Source organism: Sporomusa termitida, assembly GCF_007641255.1.
In the GTDB taxonomy this organism is placed as follows: Bacteria; Bacillota; Negativicutes; order Sporomusales; family Sporomusaceae; genus Sporomusa; species Sporomusa termitida.
In genome coordinates this window covers 1,543,431-1,559,473 of record NZ_CP036259.1, presented here as the reverse complement: position 1 = coordinate 1,559,473, position 16,043 = coordinate 1,543,431, and the positions used below count along the sequence as shown (strand labels likewise).

Annotated in this window: 15 protein-coding genes; all 15 read right to left on the bottom strand. The window is 47.6% G+C overall.

Going from position 1 to position 16,043, the window contains the following annotated elements; genetic code table 11:
* Positions 1-118: 118 nt before the first annotated feature.
* Complete coding sequence (gene fdhD, locus SPTER_RS06845) at positions 119-925, bottom strand: formate dehydrogenase accessory sulfurtransferase FdhD (RefSeq protein ID WP_170233184.1); 807 nt, start codon at positions 923-925, stop codon at positions 119-121.
* The gene (locus tag SPTER_RS06840; RefSeq protein WP_170233183.1) at positions 922-1,767 is read right to left on the bottom strand and encodes an aminotransferase class IV; all 846 of its coding nucleotides are present in this window, start codon (positions 1,765-1,767) and stop codon (positions 922-924) included. Before SPTER_RS06840 ends, fdhD begins: the two co-directional genes overlap by 4 nt.
* Positions 1,768-1,777: 10 nt before the next feature.
* Positions 1,778-3,184: an aminodeoxychorismate synthase component I gene (gene pabB / locus SPTER_RS06835; RefSeq protein WP_144349639.1), complete on the bottom strand. Its 1,407-nt coding sequence runs from the start codon at positions 3,182-3,184 to the stop codon at positions 1,778-1,780.
* Complete coding sequence (gene pabA / locus SPTER_RS06830; protein WP_144349638.1) at positions 3,181-3,786, bottom strand: aminodeoxychorismate/anthranilate synthase component II; 606 nt, start codon at positions 3,784-3,786, stop codon at positions 3,181-3,183. The genes pabB and pabA overlap by 4 nt, the downstream gene beginning before the upstream one ends.
* Before the next feature lie 169 nt (positions 3,787-3,955).
* Positions 3,956-5,701: an NADH-dependent [FeFe] hydrogenase, group A6 gene (locus SPTER_RS06825; protein ID WP_144349637.1), complete on the bottom strand. Its 1,746-nt coding sequence runs from the start codon at positions 5,699-5,701 to the stop codon at positions 3,956-3,958.
* Between the two features lie 2 nt (positions 5,702-5,703).
* Positions 5,704-7,005, bottom strand: a complete 1,302-nt coding sequence (locus SPTER_RS06820; RefSeq protein WP_144349636.1) for a complex I 51 kDa subunit family protein — start codon at positions 7,003-7,005, stop codon at positions 5,704-5,706.
* Complete coding sequence (locus SPTER_RS06815) at positions 6,993-7,514, bottom strand: NADH-quinone oxidoreductase subunit NuoE family protein (protein ID WP_144349635.1); 522 nt, start codon at positions 7,512-7,514, stop codon at positions 6,993-6,995. The genes SPTER_RS06820 and SPTER_RS06815 overlap by 13 nt, the downstream gene beginning before the upstream one ends.
* A 165-nt stretch (positions 7,515-7,679) precedes the next feature.
* Positions 7,680-8,636 carry a methylenetetrahydrofolate reductase gene (locus tag SPTER_RS06810; RefSeq protein ID WP_144349634.1) on the bottom strand — a complete coding sequence of 319 codons (957 nt, stop codon included), beginning with the start codon at positions 8,634-8,636 and terminating at the stop codon, positions 7,680-7,682.
* Positions 8,633-9,301 (bottom strand): methylenetetrahydrofolate reductase C-terminal domain-containing protein, encoded by a 669-nt coding sequence (locus SPTER_RS06805; protein WP_144349633.1) that lies wholly within the window; start codon positions 9,299-9,301, stop codon positions 8,633-8,635. The genes SPTER_RS06810 and SPTER_RS06805 overlap by 4 nt, the downstream gene beginning before the upstream one ends.
* Positions 9,298-9,729, bottom strand: a complete 432-nt coding sequence (locus SPTER_RS06800; protein ID WP_144349632.1) for a hydrogenase iron-sulfur subunit — start codon at positions 9,727-9,729, stop codon at positions 9,298-9,300. The genes SPTER_RS06805 and SPTER_RS06800 overlap by 4 nt, the downstream gene beginning before the upstream one ends.
* A gap of 1 nt (position 9,730) precedes the next feature.
* Complete coding sequence (locus tag SPTER_RS06795; protein WP_170233182.1) at positions 9,731-12,574, bottom strand: FAD-dependent oxidoreductase; 2,844 nt, start codon at positions 12,572-12,574, stop codon at positions 9,731-9,733.
* A 118-nt stretch (positions 12,575-12,692) separates the two neighbouring features.
* Positions 12,693-13,556 carry a CoB--CoM heterodisulfide reductase iron-sulfur subunit B family protein gene (locus SPTER_RS06790; RefSeq protein WP_144349630.1) on the bottom strand — a complete coding sequence of 288 codons (864 nt, stop codon included), beginning with the start codon at positions 13,554-13,556 and terminating at the stop codon, positions 12,693-12,695.
* Entirely contained in the window at positions 13,553-14,047 is a 495-nt protein-coding gene (locus SPTER_RS06785) for a 4Fe-4S dicluster domain-containing protein (RefSeq protein WP_170233181.1), read from the bottom strand. The genes SPTER_RS06790 and SPTER_RS06785 overlap by 4 nt, the downstream gene beginning before the upstream one ends.
* A 131-nt stretch (positions 14,048-14,178) precedes the next feature.
* Positions 14,179-14,970, bottom strand: coding sequence for a methyltetrahydrofolate cobalamin methyltransferase (locus tag SPTER_RS06780; protein ID WP_144349628.1), 792 nt, complete (start codon positions 14,968-14,970; stop codon positions 14,179-14,181).
* Positions 14,971-15,069: 99 nt separating this feature from the next.
* Positions 15,070-16,038, bottom strand: a complete 969-nt coding sequence (cdhD, locus tag SPTER_RS06775) for a CO dehydrogenase/acetyl-CoA synthase subunit delta (protein WP_144349627.1) — start codon at positions 16,036-16,038, stop codon at positions 15,070-15,072.
* Positions 16,039-16,043 lie beyond the last annotated feature (5 nt).

The following is a 16,043-nucleotide window of genomic DNA, read 5'->3' as shown; positions in this document are numbered from 1 at the left end:
TGCCTACCAATCTGCATCTATTTGCGTAGATATTTCAAATAGTAGATTCACGTAATGCCCTTAAAATCCCTGCCTATGCAAATTCGTCCGAAAGAATTCTACCTTAGGAAGAGTTGCTCTAACAGCCAATAATTCGCTCCGCATGAGTATACACATTTAACCGCTCTTCCCGGGCAAAGCCAATTACTGTCACACCAAGTTCTTCAGCCATATCAAGGGCTAAGCTTGTCGGCGCCGAACGGGCAATAATAATAGATATGTTCATTTTGCTAACCTTTAGAATTATCTCCGATGATACCCGCCCGGAAAAAACCAGAACTTTATCATGAGTGCTGATTCCTTCAATTAAACAACGCCCGTATAGTTTATCGAAGACATTGTGCCGTCCAATATCCTGACTCCAACAGACTAACTTACCCTCTGCCGCCAATGCACCTCCATGTACGCCACCGGTTAGCCGGAATGTCGCAGAGGCTGATTCCAGCATTTCCGAATAAGCCATCGCTTGCTGCGCTGTTAGCTTGATCTCGCTATCAACAGTTTTTGCGGTTAAAACATCATTGGCAAAGTAAAAGGCACTCCGCCCTTTGCCGCAGCAGGCGGTAAGATAACGTTTTAAAAACATCTTTTCAGCTACTGTTTCTCCAGATGCGGTTGTTACATGAATGATCCCTTGGAGCACATCAACATCAAGGCTCTTAATATCTTTAATATTCTGGATTATTCCTTCTGTAGCCAAAAAGCCTGTCACCAAATAGTCTTCTTCACCATAAGCAGCGAGCATTGTCACAAGTTCTTTACCATTTAAGTATATAGTAAGGGGCAATTCTTCGACGACCGGTTCTTCAGTGTTTGTAACATCCGCCCCTCGGAATTTAACAACCTGATATTGGGCTGTTCCTTTAAGTGGGTCCGTGTTTCTCACTCCCTTGCGGCCAATTCCCGGTACAGTGTCTGCAACTTTGCTGTAATAACCCCGGCTGCCGGCGTAGCGCCAATTGTCTTGCCCTCACATGCAGTTACCGGCATAATCTCCATAATTGAACTTGTTAAAAATATTTCATCAGCCCTGATAAGCTCTGCCAGGGATACCTGCCGCATCTCAACCGGGATACCTGCCGCTTGCGCCAGTTCTATTACCATACGCCTGGTCACACCGGGCAGAATGCCACTGTCATCATCAGGGGTAATCAGCCGTCCCTCTGTAACATAAAATATATTACTCATCGCCCCCTCCGCAACAAAGCCGTCAGTATTAAGCATAATGGCCTCCTGGGCATTGCGGGACCGGGCTTCAGCTTTGGCTAACAGGTTGTCAAGGTAATTGGCAGATTTGATTCTAACAAGTGGTGAAGACAAATTCCGGCGTAATTTTACTATAGCTATATGCCAGCCAGCTGGTGACAATGGGGGCGGTAGCTGCGAAGCATACACTGCCACTGTCGGTTGACCGCAACTGCCGGGGTCTGGGCGCGCAGCCCCAATACCCCGGGATAATGTCAGGCGAATTGAGGCATCACTCAGATGATTCTCGCTTAGCACACTGGCAATAGCCATACTTAATTCCACCCTGCCGGGGATTTTAGGCCAGCCAAGAAAATCAGCGGCCTCTTCAAGGCGTTTGAGATGTTCTGCAAGACAAAAAACTCTGCCTTTATAAGCGCGCATAGTTTCAAATAAGCCGTGCCCATAAAGAAAGCCGTGATCTAACGGAGAAACAATACTATCGCCTGCGGGAACAAGCTGACCATTAAAATAAATAATCATCACAACGTCCTTACACATGATAACCCAGAGCTCGCATAAGCGCCCGGGCCTTGTCTAAACTTTCTTCATATTCAAGCTCAGGAATAGAGTCAGCTATTATACCACCCCCGACCTGATAATAAGCACGGTCCCCTTTAATAATAAATGTTCGGATAATAATATTTAGGTCAGCGTCGCCGTTAAAATCAATATACCCAACCGAACCGGTATAGATACTTCGCCGGACTGACTCAAGCTCATCAATAATCTCCATTGCCCGGACTTTAGGGGCTCCGGTAATCGAACCGCCGGGAAAAGAGGCTTTTACAAGATCAATAATATCTTTATCCTCTGCCAGCTTTCCCACCACAGTTGATACAAGATGAAAGACTGTCGCATATTGCTCCAACCGGATTAAATCAGGCACACGGACGCTGCCAAACTCACAAACCCTTCCCAGATCGTTGCGTTCAAGGTCGATAATCATAACCAGCTCAGCCCGATCCTTTTCACTGGCGAGCAGTTCATCTCTGAGCAGCCTGTCTGCTTCCGGATCTGTGCCACGTGGTCTTGTGCCTTTTATTGGCCTTGTCTCCACCATTTTATCAGTCACAAGTAAGTAGCGTTCAGGTGAAGCACTGGCAACAATAACCTCACCAAAATTTAAATATGAAGCAAAGGGCGCTGGATTGATATGCCGAAGATAGCGATAAAGCTCGTAAGGAGGAACCGTCACTTTAGCGTTAAACCGTTGTGTCAGATTTACCTGAAATATATCACCGGCAGCAATGTAGTCTATGCCTTGCTGCACCATTGCACAATGTCCCTCGCGCGTAAAATTTGACTGGAAGTCACCTTCAGGTATTTGAGGTTTAGGTTCAGGCAATGGTTTAGCTGCAGCTAGCATACCAGCCAGTTCCGCAATGCGGGCTTCAGCCCGCTGGTGCCGTGCCGGCTCGTTGTGTTCAGGAAAACCATTGGCGGCAATGTATGACTTACCGGTATGGTGGTCAAAAATCAACACTGTATCATAAAAACCAAAGAAACAGTCAGGGTTGTTGAGGTCATCTGTACTTAACCCGGGAATTATTTCTAAGAGATATCCCATATCATAACCGAAATAACCGATAATCCCGCCTGTTAACGGGGGTAGTCCGGATACTTTTTGGGTTTTATATATAGTAAGTAGTCGCTTAAGCTCGTCAAAAGGGTTGCCAGCCAAAGTCCGGCTACCACTCTTATCTTCAATATGTATTGTTTGTGCCTTGCTGGAAAACAGCAAAAATGGGTCACGGGCTATAAAAGAATAGCGTCCCATACCGTTTGTATCCACGCCGCTATCCAAAAAAACACTGTAAGGCTGCTGGGCAAATAACGAAAATACTTCAGCAGGCGGCAATGTCAGGTTGATTTCGCGTATAATCGGTGTCGGTCTCATTTACCGGCTGGCCCCTTTCTCTTGGTTGTCCATGTAGGGTTCATCGTAAGAAAGTTTTCCAACATGGCATGTCCCTCTTCAGTAAGAATGGACTCTGGATGAAACTGGACACCTTCAATCAGATACTCTTTATGTCGAATTCCCATAATCTCGCCGAGCTCAGTCTCAGCAGTAATCTCAAAGCAATCAGGCAGGGTTTCTTTCTTAACTATTAATGAATGATAGCGGGTAGCTGATAATGGGTTCTTTAAACCGCAGAAAACACCTTTACCGTCATGATATACCAGAGACGTTTTGCCATGCATCAAGCGTGGCGCTCGCACAACATCGCCGCCAAACGCCTGTCCGATGGCCTGATGACCAAGACAAACGCCCAGAATAGGTATTTTACCTTTAAAATACTTAATAAGTTCAAGGCTAATACCGGCTTCATTAGGAGTGCAAGGGCCGGGTGAGAGAACAATGTGGTCAGGACGCATGTCTTCAATTTGAGCAAGCGTCAGTTTATTATTCCGGAAAACCCGGATATCTTCTCCCATTTCGCCAAGGTACTGGACGAGGTTATATACAAAGGAATCATAGTTATCTAGCATTAATATCAAGGGTCAGATCCTCCTTGGCATGTTCTCGTTAACAAGTTGGATAGGCTCTATTTGTATTTTATCACAGCCCGTCGCTACTACACAAACAGCTATTTTATATTATAGCTGACAAATGAGGACGGCTATGGGAAGCCGTCCTCATTAACAATCTACAAGCTCTTACTTACTCCTACTTATGGCGGGGATGGTAGTGAGTATGAAGAAGTTCGTGAGACTTATGGCTAAGCGGTTTACCTAAAAACTCTTCATACAATGCTTTCACTGCCGGATTCTTATGCGACTGACGAATCGGAGTTTCACGATCTGCCTGATAGAGACCGGCCATGCGAGCCTCTTTAGTAGCAGCAGTAGTACCCCACGGCTGACCGCCGCCGCCAATACAGCCACCTGGGCAGCACATAATCTCAACAAACTGATATTCACATTCGCCGGCTCGAATCTTATCCAAAATCTGGCGGGCGTTTTTAAGACCATTGGCAATGGCTACTTTAACTTTTTGGCCATCGAGGTCAACTTCGGCTTCTTTAACGCCGGCCAAGCCGCGTATGCCGTCAAAGTCAACATTGGCTAGCTCTTTGCCAGTCACAACTTCATACACAGTACGAAGGGCTGCTTCCATAACGCCACCAGAGGTACCGAAGATAACAGCCGCACCAGTAGACAAACCAAGCGGAGCGTCAAACTCTTCATCTGTTAGCTTATTGAAGTCAAATCCTGACTGTTTAATCATCCGGGCTAACTCCCGTGTGGTCAAAACAATGTCTACATCGCGATAGCCGCTGCCATTCATTTCAGGGCGGGCACTCTCATATTTTTTAGCAACGCAAGGCATGATAGACACCGATACTATTTTGCTGGCATCAATACCAGCTTTTTGCGGATAATAGGTTTTAGCTAATGCACCAAACATTTGTTGCGGTGATTTGCAGCTTGACACGTTAGGCAATAAATCCGGATAGAATGTCTCAACAAAGTTAACCCACCCTGGGCTGCAAGAGGTAATAAGCGGCAATGCGCCACCATGACTCATTCTTTCTAACAGCTCGCTACCTTCTTCCATAATGGTTACATCGGCAGCGAAATCGGTATCAAACACTTTATCAAAGCCTAAGCGCCGGAGAGCAGCCACCATTTTGCCTGTAGCAATACTGCCTGAGCCCATACCGAATTCCTCACCCAATGCTACCCGGACAGCCGGGGCGACTTGGACAATAACATGTTTGTCGGCATCAGCAAGCGCCTGCCAAACCTTTTCGCTATCATCTTTTTCATATAATGCGCCTACCGGACAAACCGCAATACATTGTCCGCAATATACGCAGGTAGTATCTTGCAGCGGCCGGTCAAAAGCAGTGGTCACTTCGTATTCAACTGAGCGATGGGCAGTATTGATGGCGCCAACGGTTTGAACCTCTTGGCACATCTCAACACAGCGTCCGCATTTTACACATTTTTCCATGTCGCGGACAATAACGCCATTGGAATCCTCAATCGGGATTTGTTTAGGCTGGTTTGCAAATAATGGCTTGCTAATACCAAAATCTCTTGCTAACTGTTGCAGTTCGCAATTTGTACTTCTAATGCATTGTAAGCAGTCCTGCGGGTGCTCAGCCAGGATAAGTTCAAGAACATCTTTCCTGGCTTGGCGAACTGACGGACTGTTAGTGATAAACTCTGCACCGTCCCAAACCTCATTACCGCAAGCAGTCTTAAGTTTCCTCTGGCCTTTCATCTCTACTACACATACCCGGCAGGTAGCACGCACTTTCAAGTCAGGATGATAGCATAATACGGGAATATCTATACCAACCATTTTTGCGGCATCCAGGATAAGTGTGGTTTCTGGACATGATACAGGAATACCGTCAATTGTAATATTTACTATCTTGTTAGGATCTGAAGCATGATGGCCCATCACTACTCACCCCTTTCCTGTTCAGTAAAGCAAACTTGCGCCGGACATTTCTTATGCAGGTGATCTTCAAATTCAGCTTTGAAAAGCTTCCAGCAGGTATTTAAGGCAACTGCTGCCGATTGACCCAGACCGCAGAATGAGGTATTGGTCATTGTATCAATCATTCGCTTAAGAACTGCCATATCCTCCTTGGTCGCTTCACCTTCAGAGAGTTTACAAAGTATTGCATAAATTTGCTTGTTACCTTCCCGGCAAGGAGTACATTTACCGCAAGACTCATGGATAAAGAATTCAGTGACCCCTTTTAAATAATCAATTACACAGACATCTTCGTCCATAACCACGATTGCGCCGGAACCAACGCTCAAACCGGCGTTGCGAAGCGCTTTATAACAATACATAGTATCTAACTGCGCCTCAGCGCCTATCGGACCTGACTGACCACCAAGATGGAAGAATTTAAGTTTTTTGCCGTTAGGAACACCACCGCCCATTTCAGGATCATAAATGGCATCACGCAGGCTCACACCAAAAGGAATTTCATATACGCCGCGGTTAACAGCATTGCCTGACAGACAAATAAGTTTTGTCCCACCACTGTCTTTGGTGCCGTAGCTCAGGTATTTATCACCGCCATCGAGAACAATTGTCGGGATATTGGCGATTGATTCCACATTATTAACAAGTGTCGGCATAAGGAACAATCCGACTTCTGCCAAATGCGGGGGTTTAATGCGTGGACGTCCGGCTTTACCTTCAATGGAGTTAAGGAGCGCCGAGTTTTCACCGCATACATAAGCGCCGGCACCGGTCATAATATGGATATTAAACTCAAAATCAGTACCCATAATGTTTGTGCCAAGATACCCGGCCTTTACAGCGTTATCAATGGCACTCTGGAAAACCTTTTGAATAGCGCGGTATTCACCGCGAATATAGATATAGCCGTCATGGGAACTGAAAACATGTCCGGAGATGGTCATACCTTCGATTACTCTAAGTGGATCTTGACTTAGCAACAACTTATCCTTAAAAGTACCTGGCTCGCCTTCATCGGCATTTATAACAATATATTTCGGGAACTCCGGGATTGCCAGCAATTGTTCCCATTTTGAACCAGCCGGATAAGCAGCGCCACCGCGACCTAACAATTTAGCCTTTTTAACTTCGCTAATAATTTCTTCCGGCGTCATAGTGAAAGCCTTTTTCAGACCTTCATACCCGCCTGCTTTCACATAGTCTTCAACAGAATCGGGTCTGATTACGCCGCAATTACTGGAAATAAGTTTATTTATTTTTGACATGAGGACACCCCCCGGTAACTAGTAACAACCTCGGCCACTTTAGCCGCTGTCAGGTTACCATATACTTCATCACCGATCTTGGCTACCGGACCAATGTCGCAGGCACCAACGCAACTGGTATGCATCAGGGTGAAAAGATTGTCGGGAGTGGTTTCGCCCAGTTTTATACCCAATACTTCTTCAAACATTTTAACTACGGCGTCAGCTTTTGTGACATGACAGGGTGTGCTTTTGCAGATCTCAATGACATATTTACCATGAGGCTTTATGTTGAACATCGCATAGAAAGTAAGAACATCATGTACTTTGCTAATAGGCAGATCCAGCTGACAAGCTACCACCTCAGCCCATTCCTCAGCTACGTAATTCTCTCCTGAAGCACACTGAATATCCAGGAGAATAGATAACAATTGTTCTTTCGCTTTACCGTACTTATTAATGATGGCCAGGACTTTCTCATATTTCCCGATAATTTCTAATGCCTGATCTTTTGTCACTTTTGAACACATGCTTTTTATCTCACCCTTTCCTATGACCTCTTAAGGCTACGGAGAATAAGGCTGTTATAATCTTAAAACAATACAGGATCAGCCAGTATTCCAGCTGACCCCATACACTGCATTTGCTCCGGACAAGCTAATACTTGATCCGCTACTTTTGAAATTGTCTATTATTTAAACTTTAGGGCGAGGCAGGAATCCAGCACCTTTGACAATCTCAGGTAGTGCGGCTTCCCAGCCAACAGGCATAATATGAATACCCGCAACACCAGGGATTTTTTTGAGCTCGTTACACATTTCGATAGCAACCTGGATACCCTCTTTTTTCGGATCCTCGGCTTTTTTCATCCGCTCAATGAGACTGTCAGGTATTTCCATACCGGCAACGTCTTTTTTCATATACTGCAGCGCTTTTACCGAACGTACCGGCAGAATACCGGCTGTAATCTTGGTTCTTTCATGAATCCCGCGTGCTACAGCCATTTCCATAAAACGGGCAAACTTTTCCAGATCAAATATTGCCTGCGTCTGGATAAAATCGGCGCCGGCGTTCACTTTCTTTTCCAGACGGATTGCCCGGAATTCAAAGGGATCACCAAATGGATTTTCTACCGCGCCGATAAAAAACCGCGGCTCGTTAGCTTTTATGACAGCATCTGACAGGAATTTTTTATCATCCCGCATCTTTTTGACCATGGCAATCAATTGCACTGAGTCAACATCATATACATTCTTACTGGTCGGGTGATTACCGAAAGACTGGTGGTCGCCGCTCAAACACAAAACATCACGAATCCCCAGGCTGTAGGCACCAAGCAAATCACTTTGCATCGCAATCCGGTTCCGGTCCCGGCATGTCATCTGGATAATGGGAACACCGCCGCCTTTGAGAACATGAATACCGGCAGCAATACTGGACAAACGTACAATAGCGGTCTGATTGTCAGTCAGGTTAAACCCGTCCACGATGTCTTTCAGTTCATGGGCATGGTGCTCCAGTTCATGGCCTTCGGCATGCTGAGGCGGACCAAGCTCACCGGTGACGACAAAATGACCTAAGGAGTACAGCTTCTCTAGTTTGCTGTCGGTCTTTAATTCAGCTTGTTTATCAAGGGCTACTGCTTCACTCATAACCGCACATCCTCCCTCACAATTTTGCGGGGACCGCCGTCTCTGTTCTTAGACCAGTTTTTAGCCGGCAGTACTTCGGTCATCATATCCAGACGTCCTTGACCTTTGAGGCGGTCATAAATAAGCTGCCAGGCACAGGGAGTGTCTTTGCTGATCTCGCACACGCCGTTTTGCGAGCCGCCGCACGGTCCGTTCATGAGGCTCTTGGAACAGCGGATAACCGGGCAGACACCGCCGGTTTTGGCAAGTACACACTCACCGCATAGCATACAGCGCTCTTCCCAGATCCCGTGTTCAATGGCAGCACCGGCAAATTTAGTGTTCTGACCGGGCACAAAAATGATTTCAGGATAATTCTCGGCCATAAACTGTACACCAACACCACAGGCCATAGACACAACCGCATCTACGTCTTGCAAATGCTCTTTAAATCTGATTACATATTCAGGGTCGCACTGACGTTCATACGTTGCCGTTTCAATTTCCAGAGGCTGACCGTCAACTTTCATTTTCATCCGGAGAGCACTGGCCATAATATCAGTTTCCTTCTGCCCACCGGACAGACACACGGTAACACAGCCGCCACAGCCGGCAACCAATACTTTTTTTGCGCCTTTTATCGCCTCGGCAATTTCCTCAATCGGCTTTATTTCTGCAACTATCATATCGCTTGACTCGTCTCCTTTCTAGGCCTTCCGGGCCTTAACGGACTCGGACCTAATTTTTCAAGCAGTCCGGCCATATCCCGGGCGATCTGGGCAAAACGCGGGCCATGTGTGCCGGACACGTTATACATAACCAAACGGTCGCCGCCAACCCCAACCTGATCCAGCATTTCCTTAATATGCTCTAAACGCTTCCGGGCACGGGAACTACCTTTCACGTTCATGCACTCATGCTCAGGACAGCCAGCTACAAATACGGCATCAGCGCCTTTTTCAAACGCTTCTAACAGCAGTCTGCCGTCAACTTTACCAGCGCAAGGCAACTCAACAGTCTCGATTTTAATAGTAACGTCGGCCGGAGGACCTAGGTCAGAGCTGATCAGCGCGCACAAGCGGCAAACAAACCCAACTACTTTAACATCACTCATTTTAACCTACCTCCGTCAACGCGGTCTCAACCCGGGCGAGGACCTCATCATCCTGATAATGATGGACAAAAATTGCTTTATTCGGGCATTCAGACGCGCACATTCCACAGCCGCGGCAATCGGCCGGCGGAATATAAGCAGCCCCCATTTCCTTTTTCTCCCGGGTAATCTGCGGAATGGTGTACGGGCAAGTCCGTACACAGGTCAAACAGGCGGCACATTTATCCCACTCCACCTCTGCCACCATCCCGCCCATCATCAGCGCGGGCTGAGCCAGAATACGGGCGGCACGACCTGCTACCCCCTTGGCCTGAATCAGGCAGTCCACAACTGATTTGGGACCATGGGCGGCACCGGCAATAAAAATACCACCGCCGGGGAAGGCAATTGTACCGAAATTAGAATGCGTTTCTGACAGAAAACCATCGGCATTGACCTGAATTTTGAATATCTCAGCCATTTGCCGGGCCGCCGGTGATGCTGTCTGGGCAACTGCCAAAATCACCTGGTCCGGCTTCAGTGTCAGTGTCAGGCCTGACTGGGGATCACAGACAGCCATCGACAGGTTGCCGGCATTGTCTTTTTCCAGGACAGGCTGGGCAGTTTCATCATAGTGGATAAAGATGACACCGGCTTTACGGGCATCACGATATTTCAACTCAAGATAGCCTGGTGTGCGAATATCACGTGATAGTACATAGACCTGGGCCTCAGGCTTTTGTTCTTTTATCTTTGTGGCTGCATAAATTGTCTCACCACAGCAGGTACGGCTGCAATACTTATGTTCCTCATTCCGCGAACCAACACACTGCACAAAGACATACGTAGCCTCGCCCTTAAGCGGTAAGCGGCCGTCAATCAGGCGGTACATGGCCTCAACCCCGGTAATCACCCGTTGATCCTGACCATATAAATAATCTGACGGAACATAAGCGGTCGTGCCGGTAGCCAGAATAACCACTCCGTGTTCAACCTTCTTAACGGCTTTAACAGGACCTTGACCGGTGGCAACAGTGGTGATAAAATTCCCCTGGCGGCCGCTAAGCTCCGTTACCTCTGAATTAAGCAGTATTTGAATCTTGTCGTTTTGCTGCACCTCTTTAGTCAGATTCTGAACAGTTTGTTTAAGATCCTCAGTTTCTAAACTGCCGGTGAAATTATTAACATATCCGCCAAGTACAGCCGCTCTCTCCACAATAGTACAGCCATAACCACGATCTGCCAGTGCCAGCGCTGTCGCCAGGCCGCTGACGCCGCCGCCGACCACCAGGGCCCGGGGGGTCACCGGTTCAGCATGCCACCTAAGCGGCTTAAAGGCTTTGACATCATTTACAGCGCGGACAGTTACCGCCGTGGCCGCTTTCGTGGCCTTTTCGGCATTCTTATCCCAAACCCTGGCCGGCACCTCTGCCAGTTCAACAAGCATCCGGTTTAAACCCGCCGTTTGTGCTGTTTCCTGGAAAAGATTTAGGTTATGTTTTAAAACACAGGGAGCAACAACAATACGGTTCAGTCCCTGCGTGGCAATCAGCCTCTGAATCTTCGCTATGGCTTCAGGCTGACAAACCGCCTGATCACATTCAACTACAGTTACACCGGCCTGACCTTTCGCTGCTGCAGCTACAGCATCGGCATCCGCCCCCATAGTAGCTAGACCGCTTTTACAAAGGAATACGCCAACCTGGACAGGTTCCTGGCTGATATCACGCTCAGCCGCCGGCCTCCGGCCTGGACGGCCTTCCGGCTTCCCTAAGGCCCGCGTAATGGCAGCAGCTGCTGCGCTGGCCAGGGCCATTGTTTCCGGGACGTCAAGCGGGCCTTGACTGCCACCAACTGAAAAAATACCAGGCCGTTTGGTAGTTACCGGTTCAAGTGGGTCAACCTGAACAAAACCAAACTGGTTTAACTGAATTTGCAAAATTGCGGCAGTTTCTTGCAAACGGGTAGACGGACGAATACCTGCCGCCAGTACAACCAGATCAAACTCTTCTTTCACTGGTCTACTAGCCGCAGCATAGTTAATTGATAATTTTTCCGTTACAGGGTCTTCTTTAACCTCAGAAATCATAGTCCGTACATAGTTAGTGCCTAATTCCTGCGCCCGCGCTAAAAAGGTATCAAAGTTCTTGCCGCAGGCTCTTAGGTCTAGATAATACACAGTAACATCAGTCTTGGGAGCAAACTCTTTGGCCAAAATAGCTTCTTTGGCCGTAAACATACAGCAAATAGCTGAACAATATTCCCCTTTGGATACTACATCCCGGGAGCCGACACATTGAATAAAAGCAATTTTTTCGGCACAGTTTCCGTCTGACGGGCGTCTGATACAGTCTGAGCGATAACGGCTTTCGGATAATAAATGTTCAAACTCTAAACTGGTAATGACATTTTTATAATACCCATATCCGTATTCGCCTTTTTGGGATACATCATACATGCTGAAACCTGCTGCCAGAATAACCGCTCCGACGACGAGTTTTTGGCTGCGCTTGCCTGCGGCAACATCGCTGATGGTAGCCTGGAAATGGCCTACATCCCCTTGTAATTCCACCAGCCTGCTGCTGGTATAAACATGAACAAGCGGGTTGTTGCAGGCCCGGATAATGAGTGACCCCAACACCGTACTGGCTGCATGGAGATTACCACCCAAATACAAAGCGGAAATATTTACCTGCTCACCCCAGATACAGGCCGACTGGTTGCCCTGTCCGGAGGAGTCGATTAGTTTGCCGCCAAGATTTGCTTCATCTGTTACCAGATGAACCGGGTATCCTGCCCCAGCTAATTCCAGAGCCGCCTGCAGACCGGCAATGCCACCGCCAATAACGAGCACATCCTTTTGCATGGCTCTCACTGCCTTTCGCTAAAATATCTTATCTTCACCATCATTGCAAATTAGGTGGTATAACCGCCGAGAAACCGGACATAGCTATATAATAGTTCTGCCGGTTTCTCTGGATAGGTTACAACAACTGCAATGATGTCAAGAGCGGTATGGGATTAATAATATGTTTCTTCATCCATTTTTTTGCTTCAGGATGAGCGAAACTAATCCCCAGCAATTCGGTGAAGAAAAAGACTGGTATGGGTTTCTGTATTTCTTTCTGCCGGGTTTCTAAAGTCATCTGACACAATGGACATGCTGTTACGATCGCATCGGCCCCTGCCCGTTGCGCGGCAGTCACCAGATTTTTCGTTATCTCGTAAACAACATCGGTACGTGGCACCGTTAAACTGCCGCCGCAGCAGTCAGTTTTATATGACCACCGCTTGACATCGGCACCGGCCAGTTTCATCAGTTGGTCCATCGCCTGCGGTTGCTCTACGTCATCAAAAGCCACATACGTAGGTCTGGTAAGAAGACAGCCATAATAAGGTGCAAGCTTAAGACCGCTAAGCGGTTTTTTAACCTGCGCGCCAACCTTACTGATATATTCTTTCCTCATAATGACTTCCAGCGGGTGGGTGACATGAACAGTGCCATTGTAGGCTGATCCCATTATACTTTTCAGTTCTTCGTTAGCATCCCTGGCTTCCGGAGTACCTTCACGGCAATAATGGTCCGCGCCTTTCACAAGATTATAACAGGCAGCACATGGCAGGACCAGTTCTTTTTGCTGTTCGGCTTCAGCAATAACGAGATTCCTCAGCGGCAAGGCAAGCGCAAGAAATTTGTCAGTGGAGTGACCGGCGGTAGCGCCACAGCAATTCCACTCGGGCAGTTCGTCTAACTCCAGCCCTAGCGCATTAAATACAGCCTCGGTAGCCATATTGTATTCAGCCGCAGTGGAGTGCAGCGAACAGCCTGGATAATAGCCTAGTTTCATCGCGCCTTTTTCTCCTTTGCTCTCTGAAATATTTTCTTGACTTCACCCTTGCGCCGCTTAAGGGCATTATGTGGCAAAAACGGCATTTTGCCCCGTTTAGTCATTTCTTTGCCGAGATTCATGTCCGCCAAATAAGTGCCTGTGCACAATTTGTAAAGTCCCATGAGACCAAGTTCATAACCCCGGCCTTCGCCGCCGATCACCGGAAACCCTTTCATGGAGTCAAGAAACAATTCGTAAAACAACTTGACATTATAATGGCTGGCCGGAATTTTGTTTTCAGCAATGGTCTCCATCTTAATCGTGTCCATGACCTTGGATGTGTCAATTCCGTTTGGACAGCGTACTGCGCAGGTTTTACAACCAACGCAGAGCCATGGAGTATTGGATTGATAAACCTTATCCTTTTCTCCCAGCTGAATCATCCGCAAGATTTCGTAATTGTTATGCTCCATGACAAAGTTTATCGGACAGCCACCAGCACACTTCATGCAATGATAGCATGAAGTGATTGGCTGATGAGATTTTTCTTCGATTTCCTGGCAGAAAGAAGCTTTTCCCTTTACGGGTTCGTTCACCGTTGACATCATTGACCTCCTTTCCTGGCGTAAACCCAGCGGTATTAACGCTGTCTGAACACCTTAGCGTAGGAGTCGCAGTAAATGTCCTGATTCAGGATTAAGCGGGCAGTGGCGATAGCATCCACCAGCGCGTCATCATTAGCGTCGCAGATTGCGGAGTCCAGACCGGCAGTCATCGCCATTACGGCAAAGGTGCGGTTGATCAGCGGACGATGCGGGCTTTTTTGCGAGATATTGGAAAGGCCGACAGTGGTTTTGGGAGGAGGATTAGAAATCATCTTAATCTGGCGAATTGTTTCTAAAGCTTCAATGCCATGTTCCTGGGCAACGTTAACCGGCAAAATAATCGGGTCAATGAAAAGGTTATCCGGCTGCAGACCATAAGCTTCAGCATTAGCGACAAACTCCATTGCCATTGCTACCCGGTCTTCAGCGCTCTTCGGAATACCGACTTTATTAATACAGAGGCAAACAACATCAGCCTGGTATTTTGCAGCCATCGGGAATACACGGTCAATTTTTTCCTGCTCGCAACCGATAGAGTTGATGATAGCGCCCGGTTTACCATAAGCGATAAGAGCGGCTTCCATAGCATCATAGTTCGTAGTATCGATAGCCAGCGGCAGATCAGTGCACTCTTTTAACACACTTACCATCCAGGGAAGGTCAATTGTTTGATCTTCCGAGTTAGGGCCGGTGTTTACGTCCAGGTAGTGAGCACCGCCTTCTTTTTGTTTTGCAGCCCATTCCTGGAGCGGTTTCGGGTCATGCTCCCGAATTGCTAAACCGATGTCCTTGAACATACCATTAATTCTCTCGCCAATAATAAGCATTAGTAATCCTCCTCGATTTTATTAATTATATTAAGGGAAATCGCAATTAAAGAAAGTGTCTCACCAAGTCCCTGTATAGCGCGGCATTGTGTATAAGAATTAGATTTCAGGTTTAACCATTAATTCTTCCGAATTTTTCTTGAAGAGACGAACCGCTTCCGGATGACGGAGAACCATAATGTGAGCGCCGCCTTGCAACAAACCGGCCGCAGTCATGGCTTCCCACAGGATGGCACGGTCAGCCTGGTTGCCCCAGTTGGGGAAGTCTTCTTCGGTAGCCACTGCCTCTTTGGCCCGCCATGCTTCATAGCCAACCTGACAGATTACAGGCTGGGACAGCATTTTATCGCCGGCCAGAGCGCCCAGGCGGCCGCGTTCAAGGATAGAATAGGTATACTCAATACCATAACCAAGCGCTGCCGTACTTGGATCAATCAGAACGTTTTCAGCAGACAGGCCCAGCTCGGAGATAAGGATGTTCAGCTGTTTGCAAATGTTGATATCAAGCGGGCTTTGGGCCAGCACTTTGTGCTTATGCACCATCGCTGCGGCAGCCACGGATTTATAGCTGTCCTGTTTAGCCAAACCGATAAGCAGGTTCTCACCGGCAGCGGCTTCAGCAACAACAGGCAAAACCGCATTATCCTTTTCATCCTCGCCGCAGCCTACAACAATAAGCGGCACACCCACTGCAGCCAGTACTTCCTTAACGATTTTTGCGCAGTCTTCGGGGCTTTTATCGCCATTGTCAGGATGGGCACCGGCCAGTTTCAGATAGATCAGGTCGGCGCCGGCTTCGACGCATTTCTTGGCCCAGGCAACAGGGTTGTCGATTACATCGGCATAAACCTCATTCAGAACAGGATGCCAGCCAGGATTAATGTCCTGAATTTCCATTGCAACTACAGGCTTTAACGGCATGTCACCTTCAAAATGAAGGAACGGCATTGTCGTTTCGCCGCCAACAGTTACGGTGCTGGTACGGGTGCCGCCCTCTTCTTTGGTTGCACCGAGGGTAACGGTATTGATTTTACCGGAATATCTTTCTTTCAATATATTAGTTGCCATAGTTA

What these genes read in the sequence shown, in the direction of transcription:
- SPTER_RS06780 (WP_144349628.1), bottom strand. Translation starts at nt 14,970, where the DNA reads ATGCTTATTATTGGCGAGAGAATTAATGGTATGTTCAAGGACATCGGT.
- SPTER_RS06805 (WP_144349633.1), bottom strand. Translation starts at nt 9,301, where the DNA reads ATGATAGTTGCAGAAATAAAGCCGATTGAGGAAATTGCCGAGGCGATA.
- SPTER_RS06790 (WP_144349630.1), bottom strand. Translation starts at nt 13,556, where the DNA reads ATGAAACTAGGCTATTATCCAGGCTGTTCGCTGCACTCCACTGCGGCT.
- cdhD (WP_144349627.1), bottom strand. Translation starts at nt 16,038, where the DNA reads ATGGCAACTAATATATTGAAAGAAAGATATTCCGGTAAAATCAATACC.
- pabB (WP_144349639.1), bottom strand. Translation starts at nt 3,184, where the DNA reads ATGAGACCGACACCGATTATACGCGAAATCAACCTGACATTGCCGCCT.
- SPTER_RS06800 (WP_144349632.1), bottom strand. Translation starts at nt 9,729, where the DNA reads ATGAGTGATGTTAAAGTAGTTGGGTTTGTTTGCCGCTTGTGCGCGCTG.
- SPTER_RS06840 (WP_170233183.1), bottom strand. Translation starts at nt 1,767, where the DNA reads ATGATTATTTATTTTAATGGTCAGCTTGTTCCCGCAGGCGATAGTATT.
- SPTER_RS06825 (WP_144349637.1), bottom strand. Translation starts at nt 5,701, where the DNA reads ATGGGCCATCATGCTTCAGATCCTAACAAGATAGTAAATATTACAATT.
- SPTER_RS06795 (WP_170233182.1), bottom strand. Translation starts at nt 12,574, where the DNA reads ATGCAAAAGGATGTGCTCGTTATTGGCGGTGGCATTGCCGGTCTGCAG.
- SPTER_RS06810 (WP_144349634.1), bottom strand. Translation starts at nt 8,636, where the DNA reads ATGAGTGAAGCAGTAGCCCTTGATAAACAAGCTGAATTAAAGACCGAC.
- SPTER_RS06820 (WP_144349636.1), bottom strand. Translation starts at nt 7,005, where the DNA reads ATGTCAAAAATAAATAAACTTATTTCCAGTAATTGCGGCGTAATCAGA.
- SPTER_RS06815 (WP_144349635.1), bottom strand. Translation starts at nt 7,514, where the DNA reads ATGTGTTCAAAAGTGACAAAAGATCAGGCATTAGAAATTATCGGGAAA.
- SPTER_RS06785 (WP_170233181.1), bottom strand. Translation starts at nt 14,047, where the DNA reads ATGAAGTGTGCTGGTGGCTGTCCGATAAACTTTGTCATGGAGCATAAC.